The 25,612-nt window shown below is 39.7% G+C and carries 17 protein-coding genes; 1 reads left to right on the top strand and 16 read right to left on the bottom strand.

The features are described 5' to 3' along the window. Window positions 1-15 precede the first annotated feature (15 nt). From ACO1XM_RS06005 to ACO1XM_RS05935, 15 genes are all read right to left on the bottom strand, one after another. Window positions 16-3,114 (bottom strand): SusC/RagA family TonB-linked outer membrane protein, encoded by a 3,099-nt coding sequence (locus ACO1XM_RS06005; protein WP_486226870.1) that lies wholly within the window; start codon window positions 3,112-3,114, stop codon window positions 16-18. 523 nt (window positions 3,115-3,637) lie between these two features. Further along, window positions 3,638-6,070, bottom strand: a complete 2,433-nt coding sequence (locus ACO1XM_RS06000; protein ID WP_486226868.1) for a T9SS type A sorting domain-containing protein — start codon at window positions 6,068-6,070, stop codon at window positions 3,638-3,640. A 38-nt stretch (window positions 6,071-6,108) separates the two neighbouring features. Then, window positions 6,109-6,600: a hypothetical protein gene (locus ACO1XM_RS05995; RefSeq protein WP_486226866.1), complete on the bottom strand. Its 492-nt coding sequence runs from the start codon at window positions 6,598-6,600 to the stop codon at window positions 6,109-6,111. Between the two features lie 64 nt (window positions 6,601-6,664). Further along, the gene (locus tag ACO1XM_RS05990) at window positions 6,665-7,456 is read right to left on the bottom strand and encodes a hypothetical protein (RefSeq protein ID WP_486226864.1); all 792 of its coding nucleotides are present in this window, start codon (window positions 7,454-7,456) and stop codon (window positions 6,665-6,667) included. Window positions 7,457-7,473: 17 nt separating this feature from the next. Continuing rightward, window positions 7,474-8,775 (bottom strand): RagB/SusD family nutrient uptake outer membrane protein, encoded by a 1,302-nt coding sequence (locus ACO1XM_RS05985; protein WP_486226862.1) that lies wholly within the window; start codon window positions 8,773-8,775, stop codon window positions 7,474-7,476. A 10-nt stretch (window positions 8,776-8,785) separates the two neighbouring features. Continuing rightward, the gene (locus tag ACO1XM_RS05980) at window positions 8,786-11,758 is read right to left on the bottom strand and encodes a SusC/RagA family TonB-linked outer membrane protein (RefSeq protein WP_486226860.1); all 2,973 of its coding nucleotides are present in this window, start codon (window positions 11,756-11,758) and stop codon (window positions 8,786-8,788) included. 118 nt (window positions 11,759-11,876) lie between these two features. Then, window positions 11,877-13,802, bottom strand: coding sequence for an OmpA family protein (locus ACO1XM_RS05975; RefSeq protein ID WP_486226858.1), 1,926 nt, complete (start codon window positions 13,800-13,802; stop codon window positions 11,877-11,879). 8 nt (window positions 13,803-13,810) lie between these two features. After that, a complete protein-coding gene (locus ACO1XM_RS05970; protein ID WP_486226856.1) occupies window positions 13,811-14,407 on the bottom strand; it encodes an aminotransferase class IV in 597 nt (198 codons plus the stop codon). Continuing rightward, entirely contained in the window at window positions 14,391-15,362 is a 972-nt protein-coding gene (locus ACO1XM_RS05965; RefSeq protein WP_486226854.1) for an aminodeoxychorismate synthase component I, read from the bottom strand. Before ACO1XM_RS05965 ends, ACO1XM_RS05970 begins: the two co-directional genes overlap by 17 nt. A 22-nt stretch (window positions 15,363-15,384) precedes the next feature. After that, the gene (locus ACO1XM_RS05960; RefSeq protein ID WP_486226852.1) at window positions 15,385-16,008 is read right to left on the bottom strand and encodes a 7-carboxy-7-deazaguanine synthase QueE; all 624 of its coding nucleotides are present in this window, start codon (window positions 16,006-16,008) and stop codon (window positions 15,385-15,387) included. A 30-nt stretch (window positions 16,009-16,038) separates the two neighbouring features. Beyond that, window positions 16,039-16,926, bottom strand: a complete 888-nt coding sequence (locus tag ACO1XM_RS05955) for a bifunctional 5,10-methylenetetrahydrofolate dehydrogenase/5,10-methenyltetrahydrofolate cyclohydrolase (protein ID WP_486226850.1) — start codon at window positions 16,924-16,926, stop codon at window positions 16,039-16,041. A gap of 99 nt (window positions 16,927-17,025) precedes the next feature. Beyond that, window positions 17,026-18,810: a translation elongation factor 4 gene (lepA, locus tag ACO1XM_RS05950; RefSeq protein ID WP_486226848.1), complete on the bottom strand. Its 1,785-nt coding sequence runs from the start codon at window positions 18,808-18,810 to the stop codon at window positions 17,026-17,028. Between the two features lie 73 nt (window positions 18,811-18,883). Continuing rightward, window positions 18,884-20,194 carry a histidine kinase dimerization/phospho-acceptor domain-containing protein gene (locus tag ACO1XM_RS05945; RefSeq protein ID WP_486226846.1) on the bottom strand — a complete coding sequence of 437 codons (1,311 nt, stop codon included), beginning with the start codon at window positions 20,192-20,194 and terminating at the stop codon, window positions 18,884-18,886. Next, entirely contained in the window at window positions 20,194-20,868 is a 675-nt protein-coding gene (locus ACO1XM_RS05940) for a response regulator transcription factor (protein WP_486226844.1), read from the bottom strand. The genes ACO1XM_RS05945 and ACO1XM_RS05940 overlap by 1 nt, the downstream gene beginning before the upstream one ends. Window positions 20,869-20,872: 4 nt before the next feature. Then, on the bottom strand, window positions 20,873-22,090 hold the full coding sequence (locus ACO1XM_RS05935; protein WP_486226842.1) for a hypothetical protein: 1,218 nt from the start codon (window positions 22,088-22,090) through the stop codon (window positions 20,873-20,875). Window positions 22,091-22,215: 125 nt separating this feature from the next. On the opposite strand from ACO1XM_RS05935, the gene ACO1XM_RS05930 reads away from it, so the two are divergent. Next, window positions 22,216-23,049: a thioredoxin domain-containing protein gene (locus tag ACO1XM_RS05930; RefSeq protein WP_486226840.1), complete on the top strand. Its 834-nt coding sequence runs from the start codon at window positions 22,216-22,218 to the stop codon at window positions 23,047-23,049. Between the two features lie 77 nt (window positions 23,050-23,126). Here the strand turns inward: ACO1XM_RS05930 and ACO1XM_RS05925 are convergent, their stop codons facing one another. Beyond that, on the bottom strand, window positions 23,127-25,517 hold the full coding sequence (locus tag ACO1XM_RS05925; RefSeq protein ID WP_486226838.1) for a S9 family peptidase: 2,391 nt from the start codon (window positions 25,515-25,517) through the stop codon (window positions 23,127-23,129). Between the last annotated feature and the right edge of the window lie 95 nt (window positions 25,518-25,612).

Genomic DNA, 25,612 nt, shown 5'->3' with positions numbered 1-25,612 from the left:
TATCCTATTTATTAATTAAAACGAAAAGTCTACACCAAACACTACCATTCTAGGGTTAGGATACTCCTGTAAGCTGATGTTGTTATCATCTTCAGGATCTAAACCTTTCCAAGGGCTCCAGATTTTCAGGTTTTGTCCTCTTGCATAGACACGAATTTCCTTGGCAAACAAAACTTTAGGGAAAGTGTAAGCAATTGTCAATTCTCTGAATCTCAAGAATTTCGCATCCATCAAATCAGCTGAGGTGAATCCTTTATCGTACTGTGGTGCAGGATAGTACTTAACATCACCTGGTTGTTGCCATTGTTCTGTTAAAAGAACTGTAGCTTGATTTACAGCATTTGCATATCCAGGGGTACCACGTGTCACCCAGTTCCAAACGTTATTGCTTCTTACAACATCAAACTGGTAGGTAAAGAATGATGACAACTGTAATCGCTTGTACTTAGCCGATAATCCAAAACCACCTACGTGCTTAGGAAGGAAGGTACCAAAATTAGCTACCTGACCTGCATCAGCCTGAGAGAAAGTTGTTGTACCATCAGCCTTACGATATACTGGTTGACCTGTTGCAGGATCTGCACCGATGTAATCATAGGTGTAGTGAGATCCATAAGGGATGCCCTTCTTAATCAAGAAAGTTCCTGTAGGATATTCATCTACTGCACCAAGGTCTTCAATTTCATTCACATTGATGGCATGATTAAAGTTAGCATCAATAGAGAAATCTCCTCTCTTATAAATATCACCACTTAAGGTAATCTCTATACCTTTATTTGACATTCTACCAGCATTAACTGGAAGAGATGTACCACCAAAACCTGTTGTTGCGCCTAATGGCTGATTCACAAACAAATCAATGGTAGTATTCTGATATAAATCCACCACTAAGTTTGCTCTGTTAAACAAGGCCACATCAAAACCAACGTTATATTTCTGTACTGTTTCGATTTTCAAGTTAGGATTACCTGGTGTTGTTGGAACAAGGCCAGGGATTGATGAGCCAGCAAAAGCAGTGCTTGCACCGAAAGACGGTAATTGCGGACCTAAGTAGTTAGGCACACTAAACAATCCACCAGGAAGACCGAAGTTTGCACCAGGGATACTACCAATGTTTGGTACTTCTCCATACGTAGCTCTTACCTTTAAATCAGTAACAATATTTTGTGACTGCATGAAAGATTCATTCGTTACATCCCAACCAATACCAGCTGACCAGGTAAGGATTTCTTTATTGGCATCATTTAAAATGCGCGATGTACCGTCATTTCTTACGTTAAAGTTTACTGTATACTTATCGTTGTAAGTGTAACGACCTGTAGCAAAATAAGAACGGATACCATATTGTGATTTAGCACCTCCACCATTCTGAGGATAGCTTGTCTGACCTGCAGTTGTCGGGATATTGCTTGCGCCTTGTCCTGTCTCTGACAAACGCTTGTCCAAATTAAATAAAGTATAACCAAGACCATTGTTGGTAACCTTAATTGCTTCAAAGTAGGCGCCTACTTCAAATTCATGTACATCATTTATGATGTTGGCATAGTTTAAACTTGTTGTATTGATAATTTGTCCGCTATTACGAACATTCTCTGCATGGTAACCTGAGTTTTGTGTCTGCACAGAACCTGAATATGAATTTGGCTTGATAGAATACATACCCTGCGCTGTGTTGATATCTACACCAAAGCTGTTTCTCACGCTCAAGCCTTTCATGATTTCATATTTAAAAGCCAGGGCCCCTAAAATGCGGAAATCTTTTCTGTTATAGATAGCGTTTTCAGTGCGTTCCATGGCATTGGCAATTGTTCTGGGTACTAAGGCAGTACTTGCACCAAAATCCAATGAGCCATCTGCTTTATAAACTGGTTCATACGGTTTTGCTCTCCAAATAATCTGGAATGGGTTAAGTGCACTGTTTCCAAGTACATCTCCAGTGTTACTATTAGTTTCTGAGCTAACAATCGTAGAAGATAAATTCATTTGAACCTTACCAATTTTCTGATCGATGTTTACACGACCTGTATAACGGGTAAAATCAGAACCTCTTGCGAAACCTTCCTGATCAAAAACGTTAAAAGAAGCAAAATATCTGCTGTCCTCTGTACCACCTCTGGCTACTAATTCATTGGTTGTAGAAACACCATTGCGGAAGAGGATGTCTTCATAATCTAGGTTATTAGCTCTGAAGCCAGCCAATAATGCATCGCGCTCAGCTTTTACCTGTTCTGTTTGTGCTGCGTAAGTAGGGTGGAGTGGAGAATAAATCCATCCTGGTCCTGTAATACCAACACCCGCCAAACCCAAACGTTCTTCATATTGAAGGGTCTGCTCAGTGTTCATCATATCGAAATTAGAACGCTGTGGCAGCATTGAATAACCAACCTGAGTTCTGTAGTCGATAGCATTTACGCCAGACTGTCCCTTTTTAGTGGTAATAACGATTACACCGTTAGCACCGCGAGCACCATACAAGGCGCCAGAAGAACCATCTTTTAGAACAGTGGTGGAAACAATATCGTTAGGGTTAATACCTGACAAATCACCTAGTACAGGTACTCCATCAACCACATAAAGTGGTTGTGCACCTGCACCAGAAATTGAAGAAACACCGCGAATTCTAACGTTAGCGCTAGAGCCTGGCTGTCCGCTTCCTGAGTTTACCAAAACACCGGCAATTCTTCCCTGAAGAGACTGATCCAAAGAACCCATGGGGGTACGTTCAACGATATCACCCTTTAAGGTGGCTGCTGATCCTAGAAACTTACGTTCCTGGGAATAACCAGTTTCAGTCACCACAACTTCTGAAAGTTGTGTAACGTCTAATGCTAAGGAAACATCCACTGTGGTTCTATCGCCAATGACAACCTCTTTAGATTGCAAACCGATGAAAGAAAATACCAAAGCTGATGCAGAAGATGACACACTTAGCTTGTAATTACCGTCTGCATCGGTAACTGTACCGTTTGTGGTTCCTTTAATAACCACATTCACACCGGGTAATGAACTGCCGTCTTCGGCAGAAGTCACTCGTCCGGAAACTGACCGCTCTTGAGCGAAAGCCGAAGCTACCAACACAAGAGAAGCAGTAAACAATAGTAAAACTCTCCTCATAGATTTGTTTTAGGTTAATGTTATTTAATGGAACCAAACTTATAACATTACGGTAATTTTACATAGCCTTTTATCCCCTATTATTCGGTATTAATCAAAAATATTTGCCCCTAGAGGCCTAAAACAAGGAAATGGATAAGACAAAATGATCTGGACAAAATATTATTTGGCGTTTAACTTGCCTATTCTGTCTGACAATTTAGAGCGTTCGATTTATTGGATCTTTCTTCTTCTACAAGGCCTACTTTTATACAGATAATCGATTATTGCTTTGTATTCTCTAGTTTTTTAGAAATGGCTACTGCTTAGTCGTGGGTTAATCTAATTATCTCACAGAACTTCAGGCACCATCAATTGGAAGAGGCTATTGATTTAGCTTATTATAACTAAGATAGAGTCAAACTAGTCTTCAATTAGAATTAAGATTGTTAAGGTTAATAAGCTAGATGAAGTAATAATTGATTTTGCCAGTCATTTTAATGTTAATAATTCTAACTATTATTAAATATTATCATGTATAAAATCATCTTGAGATTAGAAGTTTCTCGCTAACAATTTTACCGTTTAAGTTATACCGGGCAATGTAAAGACCTGCTTGTAGATTATTGATGTCAAAGGATCCGTCCACACTATTCTTGTTCAAAATCCCGATCAACCTCCCATCTAATCTATAAACCGAAAGCTCAGAGACTGTTTCTGATTCAAATCTTAGTTCGGTATTGGCCGGATTAGGAAATAAATATCTTTTGGTTTCAATAATCTTTTCGACTGATACAACCTCTTCCTGAATGGTCAGATCATCTATAGCCCAACCCCATCCTCTACCTACTTCATCAGAATGCAACCTGAATCGAATCAGAATTTCATTACCTGGTGAAAAGTGATTAAGTAAATCAATTCTTCTATTAATAAAATAGTTAAGTGTACCTATTGCATTAGAGTTGCCATTGCTGATTTGTCCATTATAATAGTCTATCCATTTAGTGGCTGCTCTACTATCATATCCATCCACAATTGGAACCCATTCCTGCGTGCCAGAAATAGCTGCCTCCACTATTACATAATCTTTAAATAAAGGATTGGTATAATCTGTACCAGTACCAGGCTCAATAAGTACTACTTCGTTAAATGTAATTATCGTATTTTCATCATCCACTATAATTGGTACTAAGAGCGTATACATCAAATCTATACTGACTCCTGGCTCATTGCTTACCGGGTAAGGGTGTGGGCTATGAATAGCATTGTTTGTAAATCCTGTGGGTTTTGAAATTGAGAAATCTCCAAAGAAATTACTCAAGTCTTCCGCAAAGTCATCCGTATACAAAATTGTTGATTCAAATATTTTAACAGGCACTTGATAAAAACCTGTTGCAGGCTGCGTCTTTGAATTTTGTGAGCTTGAATTGTCAACTGCAATAATTCTATAATAAAGAATATCACCAGAGGCTATTCCCATGTTAAGTAAGTCTAAACTTACTTCGTATAGGCCGTTGCCCTGGTCAATTGCATTTAGTACTTGAATTTCCCCTGATTCATTTAATTTGTATTCAACTGTTACAGCCTGAATACCAATATTGTCTGTTACAGCAGCCTCAATGGTGAGCGATTCATCAATTGGAAGAATAAATTCTTTGGGAACATGTGTAATGGAGGGTGCTGTCAAATCTGTACCGACATAGAACGAAAAATACGCATCGTCAGCTATTGGGAGTCTGAAGCTTCTGTTTAGCACATCTGTAACGGTAAAGAAATAAGAGATTTCACTATCTGTTTGCGGCAGTGCAACAGTACTTCCAAACAAACCATTACCTGAACTTGATAATTGTACAACGGACTCTGTACTAAAGTTGTTGAAAGAATAGTGTAAAGCGACTGACGACTCAATGATAGCAGTGTCCTGCGAAATTGTAACACTAAAGGGGATATCAGTATTTGACTCCCGATCGCCTAATGCCTCATGATCAATAAATGTATTTAACCAACCCATCTCATAAAAGATACCTCTTACCAATGGACCTGGATCATGGGCAACTTTACCATAAGACGCAAAAGGAGTCATCAACGAATTTGGTGTATCTTCATACGTACCCTCATCCAAGTGTGAAATACTGGAGCCTGGTGCATAAGGACTTGGTGCATAAACACGTGGGTTAGCCGAAGTGTTAGCCAGCACTCTAGCTACCGGGCTTTCAAATACCACACTGTTAGATATTAACTGATTCCCCAGTTCAAAGCTACCGTTCTGAAAATTAAGTAAAAGTTGATTAGATCCGTTACGCAAGTATGTATCATAAATTTTAGCATTTCCATCGCTCAGTCCGTAAGCTCCATTAGAGTTGTTCACTCGAAACGTTCCAGAGAATCCCAAGCCATGACCAAGTTCGTGTAATACAACCGTAACAAGATCGAGTTTATCTGCAGGGCAATTACCATCCAAGCCAAAATACCAGTCAGTTCTGCGATTGTTGAAGGTTGCCACGATATCCGCCTCAGTGGTTGGATTGATGTCCCTTCTTGCAAGCTTTTCAGCTAAAGTAACCGGATACCACAAATCTCTGATTGGAGCATCATCGAAATTCTTTACTTCTGTGGGTGTAACAAAGGCCAGAGTATTGATATTCTCTACAAATGCCCAGTTTGCAAAGACCTTGATCTTCACATCTGATTTCAGGTTTTTCTCCCAAATATCAACGGCATATTGAAATGCTGCTTTTGCCTCATCTGTAAAGCCTGTATACTTCACATCAAATATTGGTTCTTCGTCATTTGTTCGTGCCGTAGAATTTTTGAGAGTTGTTAACGAGTTGATGCGGTTAAGTTTATTTAAACCGAATGATGATGGCGTCTTGTTAACTTCGCATTCAATCACATTTCCCGTTCTTATTTCGATCTGCGCAAACAGTTGTGAAGAAACAAAAACAAACAACAGCGTTATCAAAAAATATTTTCTCATCATCTTATCAACTAAATCTAATTTCGAATTGCTGTAGCCTAGTTAAACACAATGGAGCCTAGGTACTTCTCAAATTCATCAGGTTGGCTTAACTTCTTAACATCCTTCTCAACCTGTTTAGTGTCGTAGTTCATCAGTTTAATACCAACTGTCAACACCTTGTTTAACCGGGAAGAGGCTTCATCTCTTGTGACCTTTCCATTTGTATGCAGGTCTGTGACATACTCATTGAAAGATTTAATTTTTTTATAGAGTGCTGTTTTTAATACCACCTTTTCTTCAACCGGGTACGCGCCTGACGACTGTTTATAATAAACGTAATTTTTTTCAAATGAATTCATTAATTGGCTGATGGTATCGCCTAAAATATGGACACCTACATAACTTCCTCTTTTTAAACCTGGAGGTGGACCACTTTTCATTGGCTTAAGGTAGAGCATGGCTCCACCAGCACCGGAAGAGTATACATTTTGAGAAAAAGAAAAATAAGACGTTAAAAGAAAAGCAAGAGCAAAAAGTATTTTTTTCATAGCGATATAAAAAAGAAAAAGCATTTACCGAAAATCGGTAAATGCTTTTTGCATTAATTAGAATTTATTGTCTAGTGTAGGTGTGAGTATTCTCATCAAAAACGGCTCCATCACTCGGTCTGTAAACAGTGTAATCATACTGGAAGTTTCCATTACAAGCAGTATACGTACCACTACCAACTGCGTGAAGCGGAGATCCACCAGCATTCAAACCAATTGGTTGATCAGGGACTGTAACAACATTAGTGTTAGGATCAAAAACCACTACTATTGAAGTTGATCCATAATCCCAGAAATTAGTAACGACAATTGTATTTGGTTCATCGCCAGCCTCTAGTGAAACTTCGTACTCACCGTATCCTGGTTCATCGCAGTCATAAGTTCCAGTGAAATTCTCTGCCTCAAAAGGACAGTCGTCATCAACGATCGTATAAGTGTATTTCTTACCTACAAGGCCAAGACCTGCACTATTTCCTCCTGAAACACTAGTTATTTCAAAAACGATTGTTTTGTTACCAGAAGCAGTCTGATTATTAATCGGTGAAACTGTAAATGATGCAAAAAAATCGCCAGCTGGAATAGTAGCAGAGGTTCCTCCACTCATGTTAAAATCTACTCCAGCGGTTCCTCCGGTAACACTAAAATCTACAGTGATTGCAGATGTGGGCGCAGGACCCGCAAAGTGCATTCTAACTGTGGTTTGTGTAGTTGCGTTTTCATTAACATTAGCACCTGTTCCTGAGAACCTTACATGGTATGGTCCTTCAAATACTGTCAATTCTTCTTCACAGGCTGTAAACAGCACCGCTACTGAAAGAAGAACAGCTTTAAACATTAGTTTAATTGATTTTTTCATTTTCCTTCAGTTTAAAATTAGTAACCAGGATTTTGCTTACCTACAAGTGTAGGGTTCTGCTGAATTTCACGTTGAGGTATTGGAAGCAATACATCAGTAGCTTGCCAGTTATTTGGATTAACAACTGCCATTACTGTGTTCGCGCGACCTGTTCTTACCAGATCATTCCAACGGTGACCTTCAAAGCACAACTCCACGAATCTTTCCTGAAGAATATCATCAAGCGTTACACCTGCTATATCTCCCAAACCTGCTCTGTTTCTAATTGTGTTAACATCATTATCTGCAGTTGCTGAACCAATATTAGCTTCTGCTCTGATCAAGTACATCTCAGATAAACGCAACACCGGAGTTTGGTCAGTTCCTGTAGCTCTATCAGTGTATTTTGCTACTTGGAAACGGCCATCACCCACTGGGGCAATCATGGCTGCTCTGTCATCACCTGCTTCAAACGCAGCCTGAATTTCAGGGCTTGGACCATATTCATAACGACCATCAGTTCTGAACCAGAAAGCCATTTGATTTTGATCTTGTACACTAAAGAAAACTTCAAATATTGCTTCATCAGAACCACCAACAAATGCATCTGCATAGTTAGCCTCTAAAGAGTATGGGCCATTCACTATTACATCATTGGCAACTACTCCTGCCTGTGTAGCATTACCACTATAGAGTAATACTCTTGCCAGCAATGCTTTTGCCACCCACTCGTTAGCTCTGTTTTTATTACCATGATCAACACCATCCAAAAGCGTAGCAGATTCGTTCAAATCAGCTATTAGGTTGCTGTAAACAGTTGCAATATCTGTACGATCAATTGTACGCAATGTTGCTAAGCTTGAAGTTGAAGCATAGGGTATTCCTCCGAAAAGTTTTGCTAAATCGAAGTGCATAAGCGCACGCAAGAATTTTGCCTCACCTATCAATTGATTCTTGAACTCCTGATCAATTTCAATTAATTCAACGCGCTCAATCACAATGTTTGTGATGTAAATTCCCGCATAATACGCTGCCCATAAATTTTGAATGGTTACGTTATTGGAAAGCACTGCGTTATTATCCATCTCAGCTACAGTAGGGAATGAACCTGTGTGCACAAGCTCATCACTTAGCATACCTGTACTGCCTACGATCTGGTTACCATAAGCTTCTACACTTTGTATAGCACTGTAAGCTCCTAGTAGCACTGATTCTGCATCTTCAGCAGAGGATATTACGATATCATCTGTGATAATATCATAAGGAGACTTATCAAGATAGTCTTCGCACCCAAAAGCTGTTAAAGCCAGCAGCAGGGTTAATATTTTAAATTTCTTCATATTGTTTCAATTAAAATCCAATGTTTATACCGAACTGATAAACTTTGCTCTGAGGGAATGTCAAGAAGTCTGTACCCGCAGCAGTATTTGTATTTGCAAAAGTACTCACCTCTGGATCAGCACCGTTATAAGCAGTGAAGGTCAGTAGGTTAGAACCTGTTGCATACACTCGTACACTTCTTAGCTTAGCCTTAGAAACAATGTTCTTTGGTAAATCATAAGAAAGTGTAATGTTTTTCAAACGCATGTAAGAACCGTCTGACAAGAATCTGCTGTTATCAGAACCATTAAGACCTGCTACAGTAGATGGTCTTGGGATATCAGTGATATCACCTGGATTTCTCCAACGTCTTCTCATTTCAGTAGACATACCCCAGTTTGCTGCAGGGTTTGTTGTGAATTGAAGTGTGTTATTGTAAACATCAACACCTTGAACAAATTGGAAGAATGCATCTAAAGTAATACCCTTGAAAGTAAATGTATTTGTAAAACCACCAAGGAATTCTGGCTGATAATCACCAATTACTGTTTCATCATTGATGTTAACTACTCCGTCATTATTTGTATCCTGGAAGATAGACTCACCAGTGGCAGGGTCAACACCTAAGAATTTAAGACCGTAGAAGGTATTCAAAGGAAGCCCTACTTTATAAATGCTGGCAAAACCTGATCTAACAAGGTTTTCGTTAACAAGTGAAACTACCTCGTTTTTCAAAAACGAAACGTTACCGTTAATTCTCCAGTTGAATCCTGAGCTGGTATTTACTACAGTACCTCCCAATTCAATCTCAAGACCTGTGTTCTCAATTTCACCAAAGTTTTCCCAAACACCATTGAAACCAGTTGATTGAGGAAGTGGCGCGAAGAACAGAAGATCTTCAGTATTTCTCATGAAGTAGCCGACATTTAAGTCAACTCTACTTTCAAATAAAGACAACTCTAAACCAATGTCTGTTGTTTTGGTCTGCTCCCACTTTAAGTCAGGGTTAGCAATCTGTGTTGGTGTAAAGGCTGGATTATCCAGGTAGTTAGCACCACCGCCCCACGCACCTACGTAGCGGAAGTTACCTATACCATCATTACCAGTTGTACCATAGCTGGCTCTCAACTTACCAAGTGTAACAAATGAGAGACCATCCATAAATGCTTCTTCTGAGAAATTCCATCCCAAAGAGAATGCATAGAAAGTACCGAACTTATAGTTATCACCGAAGCGAGAAGAACCATCTCTACGAACAGAAACTGAAGCCAGGTATTTCTCTTTAAATGCATAGTTGACACGACCAAAAGCTGAGTTGATTGAATACTCATTAGCATTTGAAGTTCCACCATAAATGGTTGCGGCAGAAGTAATATATGTCAACTGCTCTTTAGCAAAGCCTGTACCACGTACAATACTTTCGAACTGCTTGCGATCCTGGAAAGTAAGACCTGCCACAGCATTAATGCTGTGTGTGCTGTTTATGTTCTTAGCATAGCGTAAAGTTGGTTCAATAATATAAGTCCCAACTGAACGGAAGTTAAAGTTAGCATCACCAATTGGACGACCAATGGCAGTACTTGCAGGCAGATAATGATCTTCAGTAATTGTGTTATAGTCGTAAGAGAAGTCAGTTCTGAAATTCAAGCCTTCCATCAATTTAAAGTCGGTATAAAAATTACCAATGAATTTAATCGATTTGTTGTCAAAACGTGGCAATAAGGCGTCACGCACAGGGTTAGTGTTAAATGATGGCAACGCATCAACATATTCACCATCCTCATCTCTTACAGGGCGAAGTGGTGGTGTTAATATGGCTGCTGAGTAGATACCATAAATGTTATTGTCATTTTGGATACGCTGATTTAAGTCACTTGAAACAGAAAGACTTGTTCCAAAGCTGAAAACCTCAGTGGCTTTGTGATCTAAATTCAAACGCATGGTACCTCTTTTATAACCTGATCCGATAATGGTACCTTCTTCGTCACGGTAGCTACCACTGAAGTAGTAACGTGTTTTTTCATCACCACCACTCATGTTAAGTTGGTATTCACTGATTTTAGCTTTTCTGAATACTTCTTCAACCCAATCAGTATCTGTTACGCCATTCCATCCGAAGTAAGCATTATCAGCCAGAGGAGTTAAGCCTGCCGTAACACGCGCTTCGTTTTTAATATCAACCCATTCACGTGAAGAGACGATATCAACTGTATTTGTTGGTTCCGCAAAACCAGTCCAAACATTTACGTTGATTGTTGACTTTCCAGTTTGACCTCTTTTGGTTGTAATTAAAACTACACCATTAGCACCACGAGTACCATAAATAGCCGTTGTAGAGGCATCCTTTAATACCTCGATGCTTTGGATATCCTGAGGGTTTAAACCAGCCAAAGCATTTTGCTCCTGACCACCAAAACCATCCTGGCTAATATTACCAGCGATAACAGGTACACCATCAATCACATACAAAGGATCAGATGTTCCGTTAATTGTTGATTGACCACGAACCCTTACTGAAATACCACCACCTGGAGCACCAGAGTTAGATGTTACAAAAACACCTGCTGCCTGTCCTTGAAGCACTTGGTTTACTGATAGTGCGGGGATTTTAGATATATCCTCAGTACTAATCGTTGCAGATGAGCCGGAGAACTCTTTCTTTAACGTTGTACCGTAACCAGTAACAACAATTTCAGAAAGCTGCGTTACATCAGCAGCCATTTGAACATCAACAGTTTGTCTTGAACCGATACCAATTTCTGAAGTGGTTAGACCAATAAATGAAAAAACCAAGGTTCCGCCCTCTGCAGGCACTGAAATCTTGTAATTACCGTCAACATCTGTAACGGTACCTGTAGTGGTTCCCTTTAACACCACGTTTACCCCGGGTAAAGCACTGCCGTCTTCAGCAGATGTAACTTTACCTGTAACTGTCCGCTCCTGAGCGAAGGCCGAAGTGACCAACACCAAAGAGGCAGTAAGCAATAGTAAAACTCTCCTCATAGATTTAGTTTTAAGTTTAGATTATGATAACGTCAAAAATATAACAAAACGTTCAAGCGCCATAACCTTTTAAAACAAAATATGGTAGAATTGATTGATTAAAATACCGAATAAAACATTACAAAATGCTAAATTCTATTCTTCTATTGAGTTTTTGCCCTGTTTCGGTAGAATTTGAGGCTATAGGCTTGGATGAGCCATATCCTTTGTAAAATACCCTCTTTTGGGGTACGCCTTTTTTAATCAAATAAGCCGCAACGGTACTTGCGCGCTTCTCAGACAACTGTTTATTGTAAGCTTCACCACCTATAGAATCAGTGTGACCACCAATTTCGATGGATGCTTTTGTGTCGTTCAGCAAAAACCTAACAACTTTATCCAATTCAGGAAGTGAGTTGGGTGTCAGGTCATATTTATCAAATTCAAAAAAGATATTGTTAAGAACCGTGACCGATCCGGCTTTAATTTTTTCTAACTCGATATTAATTACAATTGGTTCATTCGGTCGATCATCTATAAAGTCAAAGCTCAGACTTTTAAAAAGATAATCTTGCTTGTTAATATAGAGTGCATATCTTGAACCTTTAGTTAAAACCATCAGGTAGGCTCCGCTGATGGAGTCTGATTTTGTAAATGCTTCTAACGTATCTCTGTCTATATTAATAAGTTCCACTGATGCCAATAATGGCTTACCACTCTCTTTATCGGTAATAATTCCCTTAACAAAATTCGTTTTTCGTGGTCGTTGCAATTCTGGCACAACTACTTCATATAATTTACTGAAGGACTGACCATTTTCTCCCAAAGACTCGTGGGAGTAAAATGCTTTCTCGCCATCGGCTGTAATAAAAAGCGAAAACTGATCTTCATGGTTGTTGATGGGCGCGCCCATATTTACCGGTGCTGCCCATTTACCATTAGTATCCCGCTCTGTATAATGAATATCATAACCCCCGAAACCTGTGAGCCCGTTAGTCGCAAAGTATAATGTTGAATTATTAACATGAATGAAGGGTGAAATTTCATCGTACACTGTATTGATCTCTTTGCCCAGATTGCGTGCCCTTGTCCAATTCCCTTTTACATCAAGTGTGCTGATCCAGATATCTCTTCTGCCTATTCCTCCCTTTCGATCTGAAACAAAATATAGCGTACGCCCATCAGCGGATAAACTGGGTTGCGATTCCCAATCAGAAGAGTTTACCAATTGCCCCAGATTTTTTGGCGCAGACCAATGTTCACCCACTTTATTACTCTCATACAAATCGCAACTTCCCCAACCGTCACGACCAACACAAGAAGTAAAGATTAGTTTTCTTCCATCTGCAGAAATAGCACTGGTGCCTTCGTTTAATGAAGAGTTTATATTTTCAGAAATTGAGACTGGCGCAAGCCATCTGCCACGTTCATCTTTTTTTGATATGACAATATCTTCATCATCAGAATTGTTATTGCCCTCTCTGCGTGTGTAAATTAAAGTTTGCTGATCCGCTGTGAGTACAGGGAAATATTGCATAGTGAAACAATTAACCGTATCACTAAGCGCCTGTTGCTTGAAATCTTTCGCTAGCTGTTGATTCTTTTTTGCGTATTCCGCGTTATCAATAATTTTTTTTGCATTATCAAATCGTGCTTTGTTCTGAAAAGAAGGAACTTCTGCTTGAATGTATTGATTTAATAATTTTGCAGCACCCTCATAGTTACCCGACAGAAAATACACTTCACCTAATTCATACCAAAAGGGTCTGTTAATGCGCTCATCTTTTTCGATGGCCATTCCTCTTTCAAAATACTCTATTGACTTAGGATACTGTTTAAATGACTTAAAGGTTTGCCCAAGTCGAAAATAGGCCTCAATAAAGTTTTTATCTTTTTCGATCGCCTGCTCCAGCATGTCAATTGCTTGTTTATACTGGCCACGCACCCTAAAGTTATCTGCAGCATTATAAAATTCAATAGCCTTCTTGGATTTTGTATGGAGGGCGGGTTGAGCATTTAGCTGAGTAAGGCTAAATAGAAAAATAAAAATCAGTAAGCAACGCATGTGTAAATCTAAAAAACTATGTTATTGATAGCAATCTCTTCACTCTCAAAACGCAGCATCGCATTAAAGATTTTACAAGTCTCAAAGTCTTTTATATCACTTCTTGAAATCTCCTCTTCCTGAATTTTTTCAAACTCGAGTAATTGTTGGCGCATGGTTCCTTTCAGGAGAGGTTGCCAGGGTGTATACCACTTATTCTCTCGCTTAAAGGCTATGTTTGCATAAGAGGTATCTGTAACCATGCCTCTTTTTAATATTAATACATCATCACATTCCTCACGCAGTGAAAAGAGGTGATCCAGTAATTTCCGATCACTATACTTGAATTCGTAATTGATGCGATTGTGTTCTACTATTTTTAAGCTCTTGACTTCTCTGGGTTTATATTCAGTCAATTCTATATTTCTGCTGATATCATCATAAATAAGTTTGCATTTAAACAAGCCTGTGGTCTCAAGTGGAATATTACTCAGCTCTTCTTCCAGGTCGAAAGGTTCATCTATGCCATATAGTGCATGCAAAGAACGCTTCATGCGCTGCTCGTGGTAAACGAGGTTCTGAAATTTACCATCCTCTACGCGTATGCTTTCAAACAACAGGGACATAAATTTTAGCTAAGGCTTCCTTATATTCTTGTTCGCAATCACTTTGTGTTGTAATACCTCCTCCACTTCTATAGAAGAGTTGTCCGTTTTTATTTTCAATGCAACGAATCATTACTGCACTATCAAGATTCGTGCCGTCAAAGTAACCCATTACACCTGTGTAAAAACCTCTCTCCTCCTCCTCTGCCTGTTTAATGATTTCAACCGTTTTTTTCTTAGGTGCTCCGCTGATGGAGCCTGCCGGTAGTAATTGCCATATTAAACTACCTAATCTATTTGAATAATCAAGCGGTAGATCCCCTGTAATTTCAGAGCTTACTTGCAAAAGGTTTTTATGCTGCGTTTTGATTTTATCGATAAAGCGAAAGCGTTTTACTTCAACATTATCAGCCACCATACTAAGATCGTTGCGAATCAAATCCACAATGGTAACGTGTTCTGCCAACTCTTTCTCATCGGTTAGAATCTTTTGCTCTGCATTTTCAACTGCGGCATCAATTGTTCCCTTCATCGGATAAGAGAATATCTTACCGTCAATAATCTTTACAAATGATTCCGGTGAGTACACGACCAGTTCATTTTTATACCAAAGTTTGTATGGGGCTGATGCCAAAGTGTAAATTTCATCAAGACTTAAATTAGTTTCAATCTCTGTTTTAATGGTGAGGTTAGTCAGGAAAGAATCACCATATGCCAGGTGCTTAGCTACCAGCTCAAATTTTTTCGTGTATTGCGTAAGTGAAATAGGGGCACTCCTTAAGATTAATTTATTAACGAGTGCTGTAGAGGATTGGCTATTTGTAAAACCCGGAAAGGATATTTTTATCTCGACCTCATCTAATTCACTTAGCTTGAAAACCTGCGGACGCCTCATTTCAAAATCAATCATGAAAAAAAATGGTGTGTGCGCAGCGCCCCATTCGTTTACTTGATCGATAAAATGTTGTTGTGTCATGGTCAAGATCTGCGAGGCAGTCTTATGGAATGTTCATGTACTTATGTACTTGCAGTGAAACCTGCCACTGCGGATTAGATTTAACGTACTCAATAATCAATGGAAGCATTTCTTTTTCTTTTGACCACTCAGGCTGAAGAAATAACTGACAACCTTGCCGTACCAGTGCAGCATGCTCTTCTGCCCAAAAAAAGTCGGACCTATTATAAATGACTACTTTAAGTTCATCTGCTTTCGTGTAAATAGATGGATGTGGTGCCTTGAATTTTTTTGGTGAAAAACACACCCAGTCCCAATAGCCAGTGAGTGGGTAAACACCTGATGTCTCAATATTCGTTAGTAAACCTTCTGCCCGTAGGGCTTCCGTTAAAGGTGTAAGTTCATACATAACAGGTTCTCCCCCGGTTACCACTGCTATCTTTCCTCCGCTTTTTGCAGCACGTTTTGCTATTTCCTTAACCGAAACCTGCGGATGTGCTTCTGCATCCCATGATTCTTTCACATCGCACCAGACACAACCTACATCGCATCCACCGAGGCGAATAAAATAAGCTGCATGTCCCTGATAGAACCCTTCACCTTGTATGGTGTAGAAGTCTTCCATCAAGGGGAGCTCGGTTGTTGAAATCGGGATTCTGGTGCTCATTCTAAATTTGAAATTTCAAATTTGAAATTGTTAAGGATTTCTATTTTCAGTCGCGCGCAAGGTATTCAGTAGCAATGAAGCAATGGTCATAGGACCTACACCTCCAGGCACTGGTGTAATGTAAGACGCTTTGGCTGCCACTGCTTTAAAATCTACATCGCCTTTTAATGCAAATCCATTTTTAAACTGAGGGCCTTCAACACGTGTTGTACCTATGTCGATAACAACGGCACCTTCTTTCACCATGTCTGCAGTTATCAAACCTGGTTTACCAACTGCTGTAATCAAAATATCAGCACTGCGAGTGTAGGTATTAATATCTTTTGTGTACTTATGACAGATAGTTACTGTTGCATGACCTTGCTCCGTCAACATCATGCTTAAGGGTGCACCTGTTAAACGACTGGCACCGACTACCACGGCATGCTTTCCTTCGGTTTCAATGTTGTACCTGCGCAATAATTCCATTACACCAAAAGGTGTAGCTGGCATGATTAAAGGATTTTTAGAAACGATGCTACCAAAATTATGATTAGTAAAGCCATCTACATCTTTATCGGAACGAATCTTCTCTGTTATTTTCTCAACAGAAATGTGCTCAGGAAGTGGTAATTGCACAATGAAGCCATCAACATCGTCATCATTATTAACGTGATCGATGTGCTTCATCAGTTTTTCTTCACTGATGGTATCCGCAAAACGCATCATGGTATAATGAAACCCAACAGCCTTACACGCTTTAACTTTATGGTCTACATAGGTTTGGCTTGCACCATCATCCCCAACTAAAATAATGGCAAGATGAGGTATCTTTTTATTCTGTGCCTTGCGTTCAGCCACCTTTGCTGAAATCTCTTCCTTTATATCAGCAGAAATTTTACGACCATCGATTAGCGTATATGTTGTTGTTTCTGTCATCGGCTACACATTTTGAAAGCGCTTACTATTTTTAACTTTTTACAACTATTGTGTTTCGGTCTGTGAGGACACAGACCGAGGAGAGGACGGTTGAATAAATTACTCAATCTTCAAAATCGCCATAAAGGCTTCTTGCGGCACCTCTACCGTACCGATCTGGCGCATACGCTTCTTACCCTTCTTCTGCTTTTCCAACAACTTACGTTTACGTGAAATATCACCACCATAACACTTGGCAATTACGTTTTTACGAATTGCACTGATGTTTTCGCGCGAAACAATTTTTTGTCCGATAGCCGCTTGAATTGCAATCTCAAACATCTGACGGGGAATCAACTCTTTTAGTTTCTCGCAAAGTTTTCTTCCCCACTCTTGTGATTTGCCGCGGTGAACAATAGCGCTCAAGGCATCTACTTTCTCACCATTCAACATAATGTCCAATTTCACCATGTCTGATTCACGGAAACCAATTAAATGATAATCCAAGGAAGCATACCCACGGGAGATTGATTTTAGTTTATCAAAGAAATCGAATACAATTTCAGATAAGGGCATTTCAAAAGTCATTTCCACACGATCTGTGGTCAGGTAGTTTTGATTAAGAATAATACCACGCTTATCCATACACAGGCCAATGATGGCTCCAATGTATTCTGACTTACTGATGATCTGTGCTTTAATATAAGGCTCTTCAATGTAATCCATCTTGGTAGGATCAGGCATTTCTGACGGAGCATTGATATCAACTTGTGATCCATCGGTTAGGAATGCCTTAAACTGTACAGAGGGTACAGTTGTAATTACCGTCATGTTGAACTCACGCTCCAAACGCTCTTGTATAATCTCCATGTGGAGCATACCCAGGAATCCGCAACGGAAACCAAAACCAAGGGCCGCGGAGGTTTCTAATTCCCAAACCAGGGAAGCATCATTCAATTGCAACTTCTCCATAGAAGCACGCAACTCTTCAAATTCAGTTGTATCAACGGGATAGATACCGGCAAATACCATGGGCTTTACTTCCTGAAATCCTCCCAGCGATTCACCAGGATTATTTGCATTTGTAATAGTGTCCCCAACATGTACTTCTTTTGCTACTTTAATACCTGAAATAAGATAGCCTACATTACCAGCGCTGATCTCATTGCAGGGTTGCTGATTGAGTCTAAGGATACCAATTTCATCTGCGTTGTACTCCTGCCCTGTGCTGACAAATTTTACTTTCTCGCCTTTTCTGATCGTGCCATTCACCACCCGGAAAATAACTTCAATACCTCTGAATGAGTTAAATACAGAATCGAAAATCATTGCTTGCAAGGGCGCCTTTGGGTCTCCCTTAGGTGCTTTGATGCGATGAACAACGGCTTTAAGAATATCTTCAATACCAATACCCTCTTTGCCGCTGGCATGGATCACATCTTCACGCTTGCAGCCAATCATTTCCACAATCTCATCCGTTACTTCTTCGGGCATGGCGTGTGGAAGATCGATTTTGTTTAACACCGGAATAATCTCCAGGTCGTTTTCTAAAGCCAGGTATAAGTTGGAAATAGTTTGTGCTTCAATTCCCTGGCTGGCATCCACAATTAACAAAGCGCCTTCGCAGGCAGCAATGGAACGAGATACTTCATAGGAAAAGTCAACGTGACCGGGGGTATCAATCAGGTTTAACACATAATCCTTACCATCCAGTTTGTAATTCATTTGGATGGCATGCGACTTGATTGTAATACCTTTTTCACGCTCCAGATCCATGTTATCAAGCACTTGTGCCTGCATTTCACGGTCTGTAACGGTGCCAGTAAACTCTAATAAACGGTCAGCCAAGGTGCTTTTACCGTGGTCAATATGGGCTATTATGCAGAAATTGCGGATGTTTTCCATTGCTCCCTTCAAAATCGGTTTTTCGGACTGCAAAAATAGCTAAAGAAGGGCTTTTCAGGCGATTTTACCTGGCTTATATTTTTATGCTCAGGCTGGCGGTAAATTCATGCTGCTGACTTTCCAGGCTCAACTTAAAACCTTGAAGCTTTACTATCTGATCGCAAATCCATAAACCCATTCCCAGGCCTGAGCTCAGGTCGCTTGATTTTTTAAACTCCTGTAGAAATAATTCCGGCTGATGGATAACAGCAGTTATCGGATTGCGAACGCTAAGCAAAAAATGATCTTCTGTTTTGGTAAGGTAAACGGTTACAGTTGAATGACGTGGAGCGTACTTGATGGCGTTCTCGATTAAATTGGCTATTACCGTTTCCATTTTATCAGCATCTACCATGGCTTCAAAATTCTCAACGCTTTCATCAATCATCAATTGAACACTTGTACTATATGCTTCGCTTGTATATTTAATTTTCTTTAGCGAAGTGTAAATCAACTCGTCTAGTGATTCCTTTGACTTTCTAATGGTGAGTATGTCCGCCTTAAGCTCACTGATTAACAGAAAGTCATGAATAACCCGTTCAAGGCGCTCAACTTCGTGTAGCAAAGAACTGATGCGGTTTGCTGAACCTTCGCTGTTTGCCATGGTCAATTCTGCTTTCATGACAGCAAGTGGTGTTCTTAACTCATGTGCTGCTGAGGCAAAAAAATTTGTTTGTGCATTGGCTGACTGCCGAATGCGTTCCAACATGCTGTTGATGGATTCGGCCAGCTGCTTGCTCTCATCGTTTGTATCTGGTAATGGAATCAGGCTGATGTCTTTAGAAGAATTTACTAAAGACGAAGCATGAGCTATTTTTTTAATAGGTTTTAGTATAAGCCCTGAAGCGAAAAAAACCAGCACTCCCGCTGAAGCAATGGCCATGGCAATTGCAGCAAAGAGATAAAACTGAAGCGAACTAAGTTGATCTTGAAATACTGTGCCACTTCTTCCAAGTGAGAGTATAAGATTTACTTCTTGCTGTTGGAGGGGTTTGCTAACATTAACAACTTCAAAAGTATCAGCATAGGTTATGTCTTGTAAATAATTCAGTGCCTCCATTTCAGGAAAATCAGGTGAACTGAAGATGGTCTCAAACTGTATAGTTCGCTGAAACTGAACCTTCATTACAAAACCTTCTGCCGGAATCGGGATCGTTAATGGGTCAAGTCTTACCTGACTTAATAGTTTTTCTGCTTCAGTCGTTAATTCTCTTTTATTTGTTTCACTAAGGGCAGATTCGATTTTTTTGTAGACAAGCCAATGCACTGGCAAAATCACAATCAGAAAAACCAGAAAAAAGAGTATGGCTGTTTTTGCTCTTATGCTTTTGAAAAAGTTTAACATTATTGACGGATCAATTCTCCCTCAATATAATAACCCATACCCACTTTGGTGCGAATAATTGTATCTGATAACTTTTTTCTGAGTTGCGAGAGGTGCACTTCAATCACATTACTGCTCATATCGAAGTTCACTTCCCATACTTTCTCTGCAATTTCCGTTTTTGACAAAACCCGGTTACAATTGATCAGGAGAAGTTCAAGCAACATGAATTCGCGCTTAGTAAGCATTAATTCGTTTTTTTGAAGGATTACCTTTCTGCTCAGTAAATCCATCTCTAAATCACCTACGCGATAATAGGTGTAATTACGACTTCCTGGTTTACGCGTCACCGCTCGGATACGCGCCAGAAACTCACCAAAGTCAAAAGGTTTTTTAATATAATCTATCGCGCCTTTATCGAGTCCTTCAATTACCCGTTCTGAGTTACTTAATGCGCTGATAATAATAACAGGCACCTGAACATTAAATCTTTTCAGATTGTCCAATACGTCAAAACCACTTTGTCCGGGTAGCATTACGTCCAATACAAGTAAATCGTATTGGTTTGCGGATGCCATTTCCAAACCTTCACTCCCACTAAAAGCGACATCTACCAAATATCCTTGTTGCACCAAACCGTTGCGCAGGTGTTCATTGAGCCTTGGCTCGTCTTCTATTAAGAGAATTTTCAGCATGGGGTCAGGGTAATGGGTTGATTGAAAAGGTTTTGCCATCAATTGTTACTTTCCCAGGCGTCACTATCCTGTAATCTTTACTGTAAACTTCGCCTGATTTTTTAATACGTTCACTCCCATCCACTGCAATCTGCAAACCTCTTTTCAATAAAGTACCAATCTGTTTTTCCAAACGCGGATCAATTTCAACAAAAAACTTATGATCAACAATAAGACCAACTATTCTACCCTTATTTGTTTTTACAAAATCTTTGATCTTTCCTTCAAACTCTACTGGTTTATGTTCATGAGTTACGTCTGATCCTCCATAAAAATTGAATCTGTGTAATAACAAGGTATCGCTCCCTTGAATCAATGCGTGTAGTTCGGGCCCCTCTAACAGCCCCTCAGAATTATACGCACCATGATAAATAGTAAGAGGAACCTCAGGACGAATGAATTGTTGAATCTCCTTTGCTTTGTCGCTAGGAAAGGAAACGATAGCGCTCTCATCTTTTGTTAAAAATTTGGCACCTATACAAACATGATTTTGTTTGTATAGGTAGGACATAAGATGAACCTCTCTCTTAACCAAGGGTGTTATTGTATATACATTCTTAATGTCAAATTTAATAGGATAAACATAACCCTTTCTAACAGGCAAGTAATACCCAGTAAATGAAAAGTTGTCACCGATTTTTGAATTCTTCAGCGGATCAAAAAATTTACCCATCCCGCCAGAAAAACCGATTAAGCCATCTTTGAAAATAGCTGCTGTTTTAAAATCATCATAAATATAGAAGTCAATAATCTTTTGATCCAAAAAGGTTTTATAAGCCGGTCTGTCAAAGGTTTCCTGCTGTACAGGAAGTAATATCCATTCATTTTTAATCTTTATCTCAACAATATTTTCTCGTCTGAAAAAGAATGTTTTTTTCCTTTGTTCCTCAGACAGCTTCGCGAATCCATCTCGCATTTTATTGTTAATCTTTACTTTGACTGAAACCTGGTCTCCTTCAGCAAAATTCTGTTTGATCAGCTCACCATAGTAAGGATAGAATTGAAAGCGCTCCAGCCCCTCCTTAGTTTCTAGCATAAGGTATTCGTAGGCAAAATAATAACCGGTATCAAACTCTTTAATTGTACCCTGAAACTCCTTAATCTCAGCAGCCTGTTGCCCAATGGAAACGTCCGAATTATATAAGTAAATGCTCAGCGTTAATAGTAGTAACCTTACTTTCATACTACAACATTAGTTTACCAACTTAAAAACTTACTTAAGTGTACATTAAGTTTTCTTAATACACGTTTCTGAATTTTTACTATTTCTGTTTAATCCTTAATTTCAATTATTAAAACCTACATAACATGAAGACAAAACTCTCGTTGTATTCACTTATTATTTGCTGTCTGGTCTGCCTTAACGGATATGCTCAGAGTGGCTGGTTAAGTAACTTTGAACTTGCTCAAGGTGCGGCCAAGGCAGGTAACAAGCTTATTCTTGTTGACTTCTGGGCAACCTGGTGCGGCCCTTGTAAAAAAATGGACGCAGAAGTATGGAGCACCGCTGAGGCACAAAAAATAAAGCTCAATTTTGTGCCCCTGAAAATTGATATCGATTCTGAAAAAGCACTCGCAGCTGAATACGGCATTCGTTCTATACCCAATCTAATTTTAATGGATTATAAAGGCAGGGTGATTAACTCTTATGTGGGCTATAGTTCCAAATCGGATCTCCTTAAATTTATTGAGAATATACCCGCTGATGCTTCTGCCTTGTACGAACAAATTCAACAAGAACAGCATAAACAGGAATTGAATCTACAGCAGGCCAAGGATATTGCATTGGCTTATCAGGACTTAAGCAAAGCGGTTAAACATGCTGCGCTTCAGCAATCGTTTATACAAGAAAGTGAGCGTTATCTCAAAAAGGCTAGCAAGAAAGCAAGTAATGAAACTGAGTTGAATGAAATTGAGCTTTGGTCATCGTTAAATGGAATCATCAGGGGAAGATCTAAAAAAATAATTGCCAACCTCACTGAAGAAAAGAGCAAATATGAAAATACAACTAATGAGCCGCTCCTCAATTTTGTGCTTTTATGCGCTTATAAAGATGTAGGCGACAAGGTTGCCTACGATGCCACATTAGCATCTTTAAAATCTAAGCCAGAGGGTGAACGCTTTGCCAAGTTAGTAGAGTAGTTACTTATCTTAATAAAATAAAAAGGCTGTCTCCACAAAGGGACAGCCTTTTCTTTTAGCCTGGGATATACAGCGAACTATTTCGTTCCCTTCACATACTTCTCTAACCAGGTATCCATCTCCCACAACATATGCAGCAGACTTTCCTTGGCCTGGTAGCCATGGCTTTCGTAAGGCAGTAATACAAAACGTGTTGTAGCACCGTGGCCCTTTAATGCATTATAAAAACGTTCTGTTTGCACAGGGAAGGTACCTGAGTTGTTATCAGCTTCGCCATGGATCAATAAAATTGGTTCTTTAATTTTATCAGCAAAAGAGAAAGGACTCATATCGAAATACACTTGTGGTGCTTCCCAATAGGTTCTTTCTTCTGCCTGAAAACCAAAAGGTGTTAAAGTTCTGTTGTAAGCACCACTGCGTGCGATGCCTGCTTTGAACAAATCAGAGTGTGCTAATAAATTGCCTGTCATGAAGGCGCCATAAGAGTGTCCACCGGCTGCAACTCTGGTTGGATCTACCACACCCAAAGATGCACCATAATCAATAGCGGCTTTTGCACTCGCCACTAATTGTTTAATATAGGTATCATTAGGCTCTTTATCACCTTCACCGATAATAGGAATTGAGGCATTATCCAGAATAGCATAGCCACGTGACACCCAAAAAATAGCACTACCCCAACCAATGCGTGGAAAAGTGTAAGGAGAACCTTTTACCTGACCTGCATTGGCAGAAGATTTAAATTCTGCCGGGTAAGCCCACAAGAAAGTTGGCAAAGGGCCATCTTCTTTTTTATAATTAGCGGGTAGGTATAAGTTGGCGGTAAGGTCAACACCATCATCGCGCTTGTATTTCAATACTTGCTTCTTTACTTCCTTAATAGATGGATAAGGATGTGCAAAAGCTGTCAGTTGTGTTACTGACTTACCTGAACGGATATAATAATTAGGATTTTCTGTTAGGGATTCGCGCGAAGTAATGAAAATATTTTTCTTAGGGTCCAGCACGGTGCTTACACTTTCATAATAAGGTGCTACACATCTCCACAATCTCGTTTTCTTACCAGATGTCAAATCCATCTTATCCAGAAAAGGCATATCTCCTTCTGGTGAAGAACCTTCTCCAGTTAACCAAACAGTATTCTCGCGAACCATCATCACTGATCTTCCGAATGCATTCCATTCTGTCAGTACATTTCCCGGATCGGTGTAAACATCTTCACTCGAACGATCTTCTATTAACTTAACCGCTTTTGTTGTCGGGTTGAGTTGATGTGTTCTTGTTTTTCTATCTGTCCACCAGTTTTCATACACCCAGGCGGTATTCGCATTGCCCCAGGTGATGCCACTGTAGCGGAGTGAAAGTTTTACTAACTCAGCGGGTGTTCCGGTAAACGGTGCCACTTGTTCAAAAACTTTATCGCGCACATCTGCCTTCGTTTTCGGGTCACCTCCATCTTGTGCCTCCACCCAATACAGTGTAGCCGGAACATCATTACGCCAGCTATGCCCACGCGGGCCTGTAGCCACTGCGTTAAAACCTGTTGGCAAGTTATCCACCAAAGGAAGATCGATGATGGCCTTTACCAAATTACCTTGTTTATCAATAACATTTACCTGTTGTGGAAAACGATTGAATGGAACAATGTAAGAATAAGGCTTATGTAAATTACGTGTCAGCAAATAGTTACCATCAGGCGAAGGATTTACTGATGTATATACAGCCGGTTTTCCAAGTAAGCTTTCAGCTCCTGCAATATTTTTCAACACGATCTGCGCTGTGGCATAGTAATCAAATGCTGTTTCATCATATGCATTTTTTAACAAATCCTGATACGTTCTGTTAGGTGCCTTTTTACCAAGGTTTTCTTCAATGGTGGGCCCAACTGGCACCCTTGATTTTTCTTCAAGTGCTTTTCTGTTATCTGGCACTGCGGTAAATACAATATGTTGTGAATCTGACAGCCAGCTGTAAGCATTTCCAAAAATGGCATTGACACGTTTCTCACTTAATTTACTTGCAGTGAAAGTATTCAGGTCAATCATCCATAGTTCAATGCGATCTGCACTATTTTGCAGAAAGGCCATTTTTTTTCCATCAGGAGAAAAGGAAGGTGATGACATCAAAAGCGGTGAAGGCAATGCCTTTACTTCGTATTGTTTTTTATCACCAAGGTTTTGAAACTTAATACCGGTTAAGTAACGCTGGCGGCTTTGTCCGTTATTGCCCGGATCAATGCGTAAGCCGGCAAGACGGAGTTCCGGACGTGACAGTTCTTCAATGGTTGGATAGTCGGAGCGATCCAATAACACCATCCACTTTTTATCAGGAGAGAAAGTAACAGCAGGTGTTAAGGGTGCCTCCAATAATTGCGCTAGTGCATCGGGTGGTCTTTGATAGGTTGTGTTATCCTGTGCATGGGCAATGGATATCACCGCCAGGAAAATCAGGTAAATTATTTTTTTCATAATAGATGGATTGACTTTAGTAAGCTAAATGTAAAAAGCCCTGTGCTTACAGGGCTTTTGTTTTTATTAACGGCTAATGATTTCACTGTCCGGTA

The organism is Chryseotalea sp. (assembly GCF_057350905.1).
The sequence above is the reverse complement of the archived record's forward strand: the minus strand, read 5'-3'. Positions and strand labels throughout refer to the sequence as shown.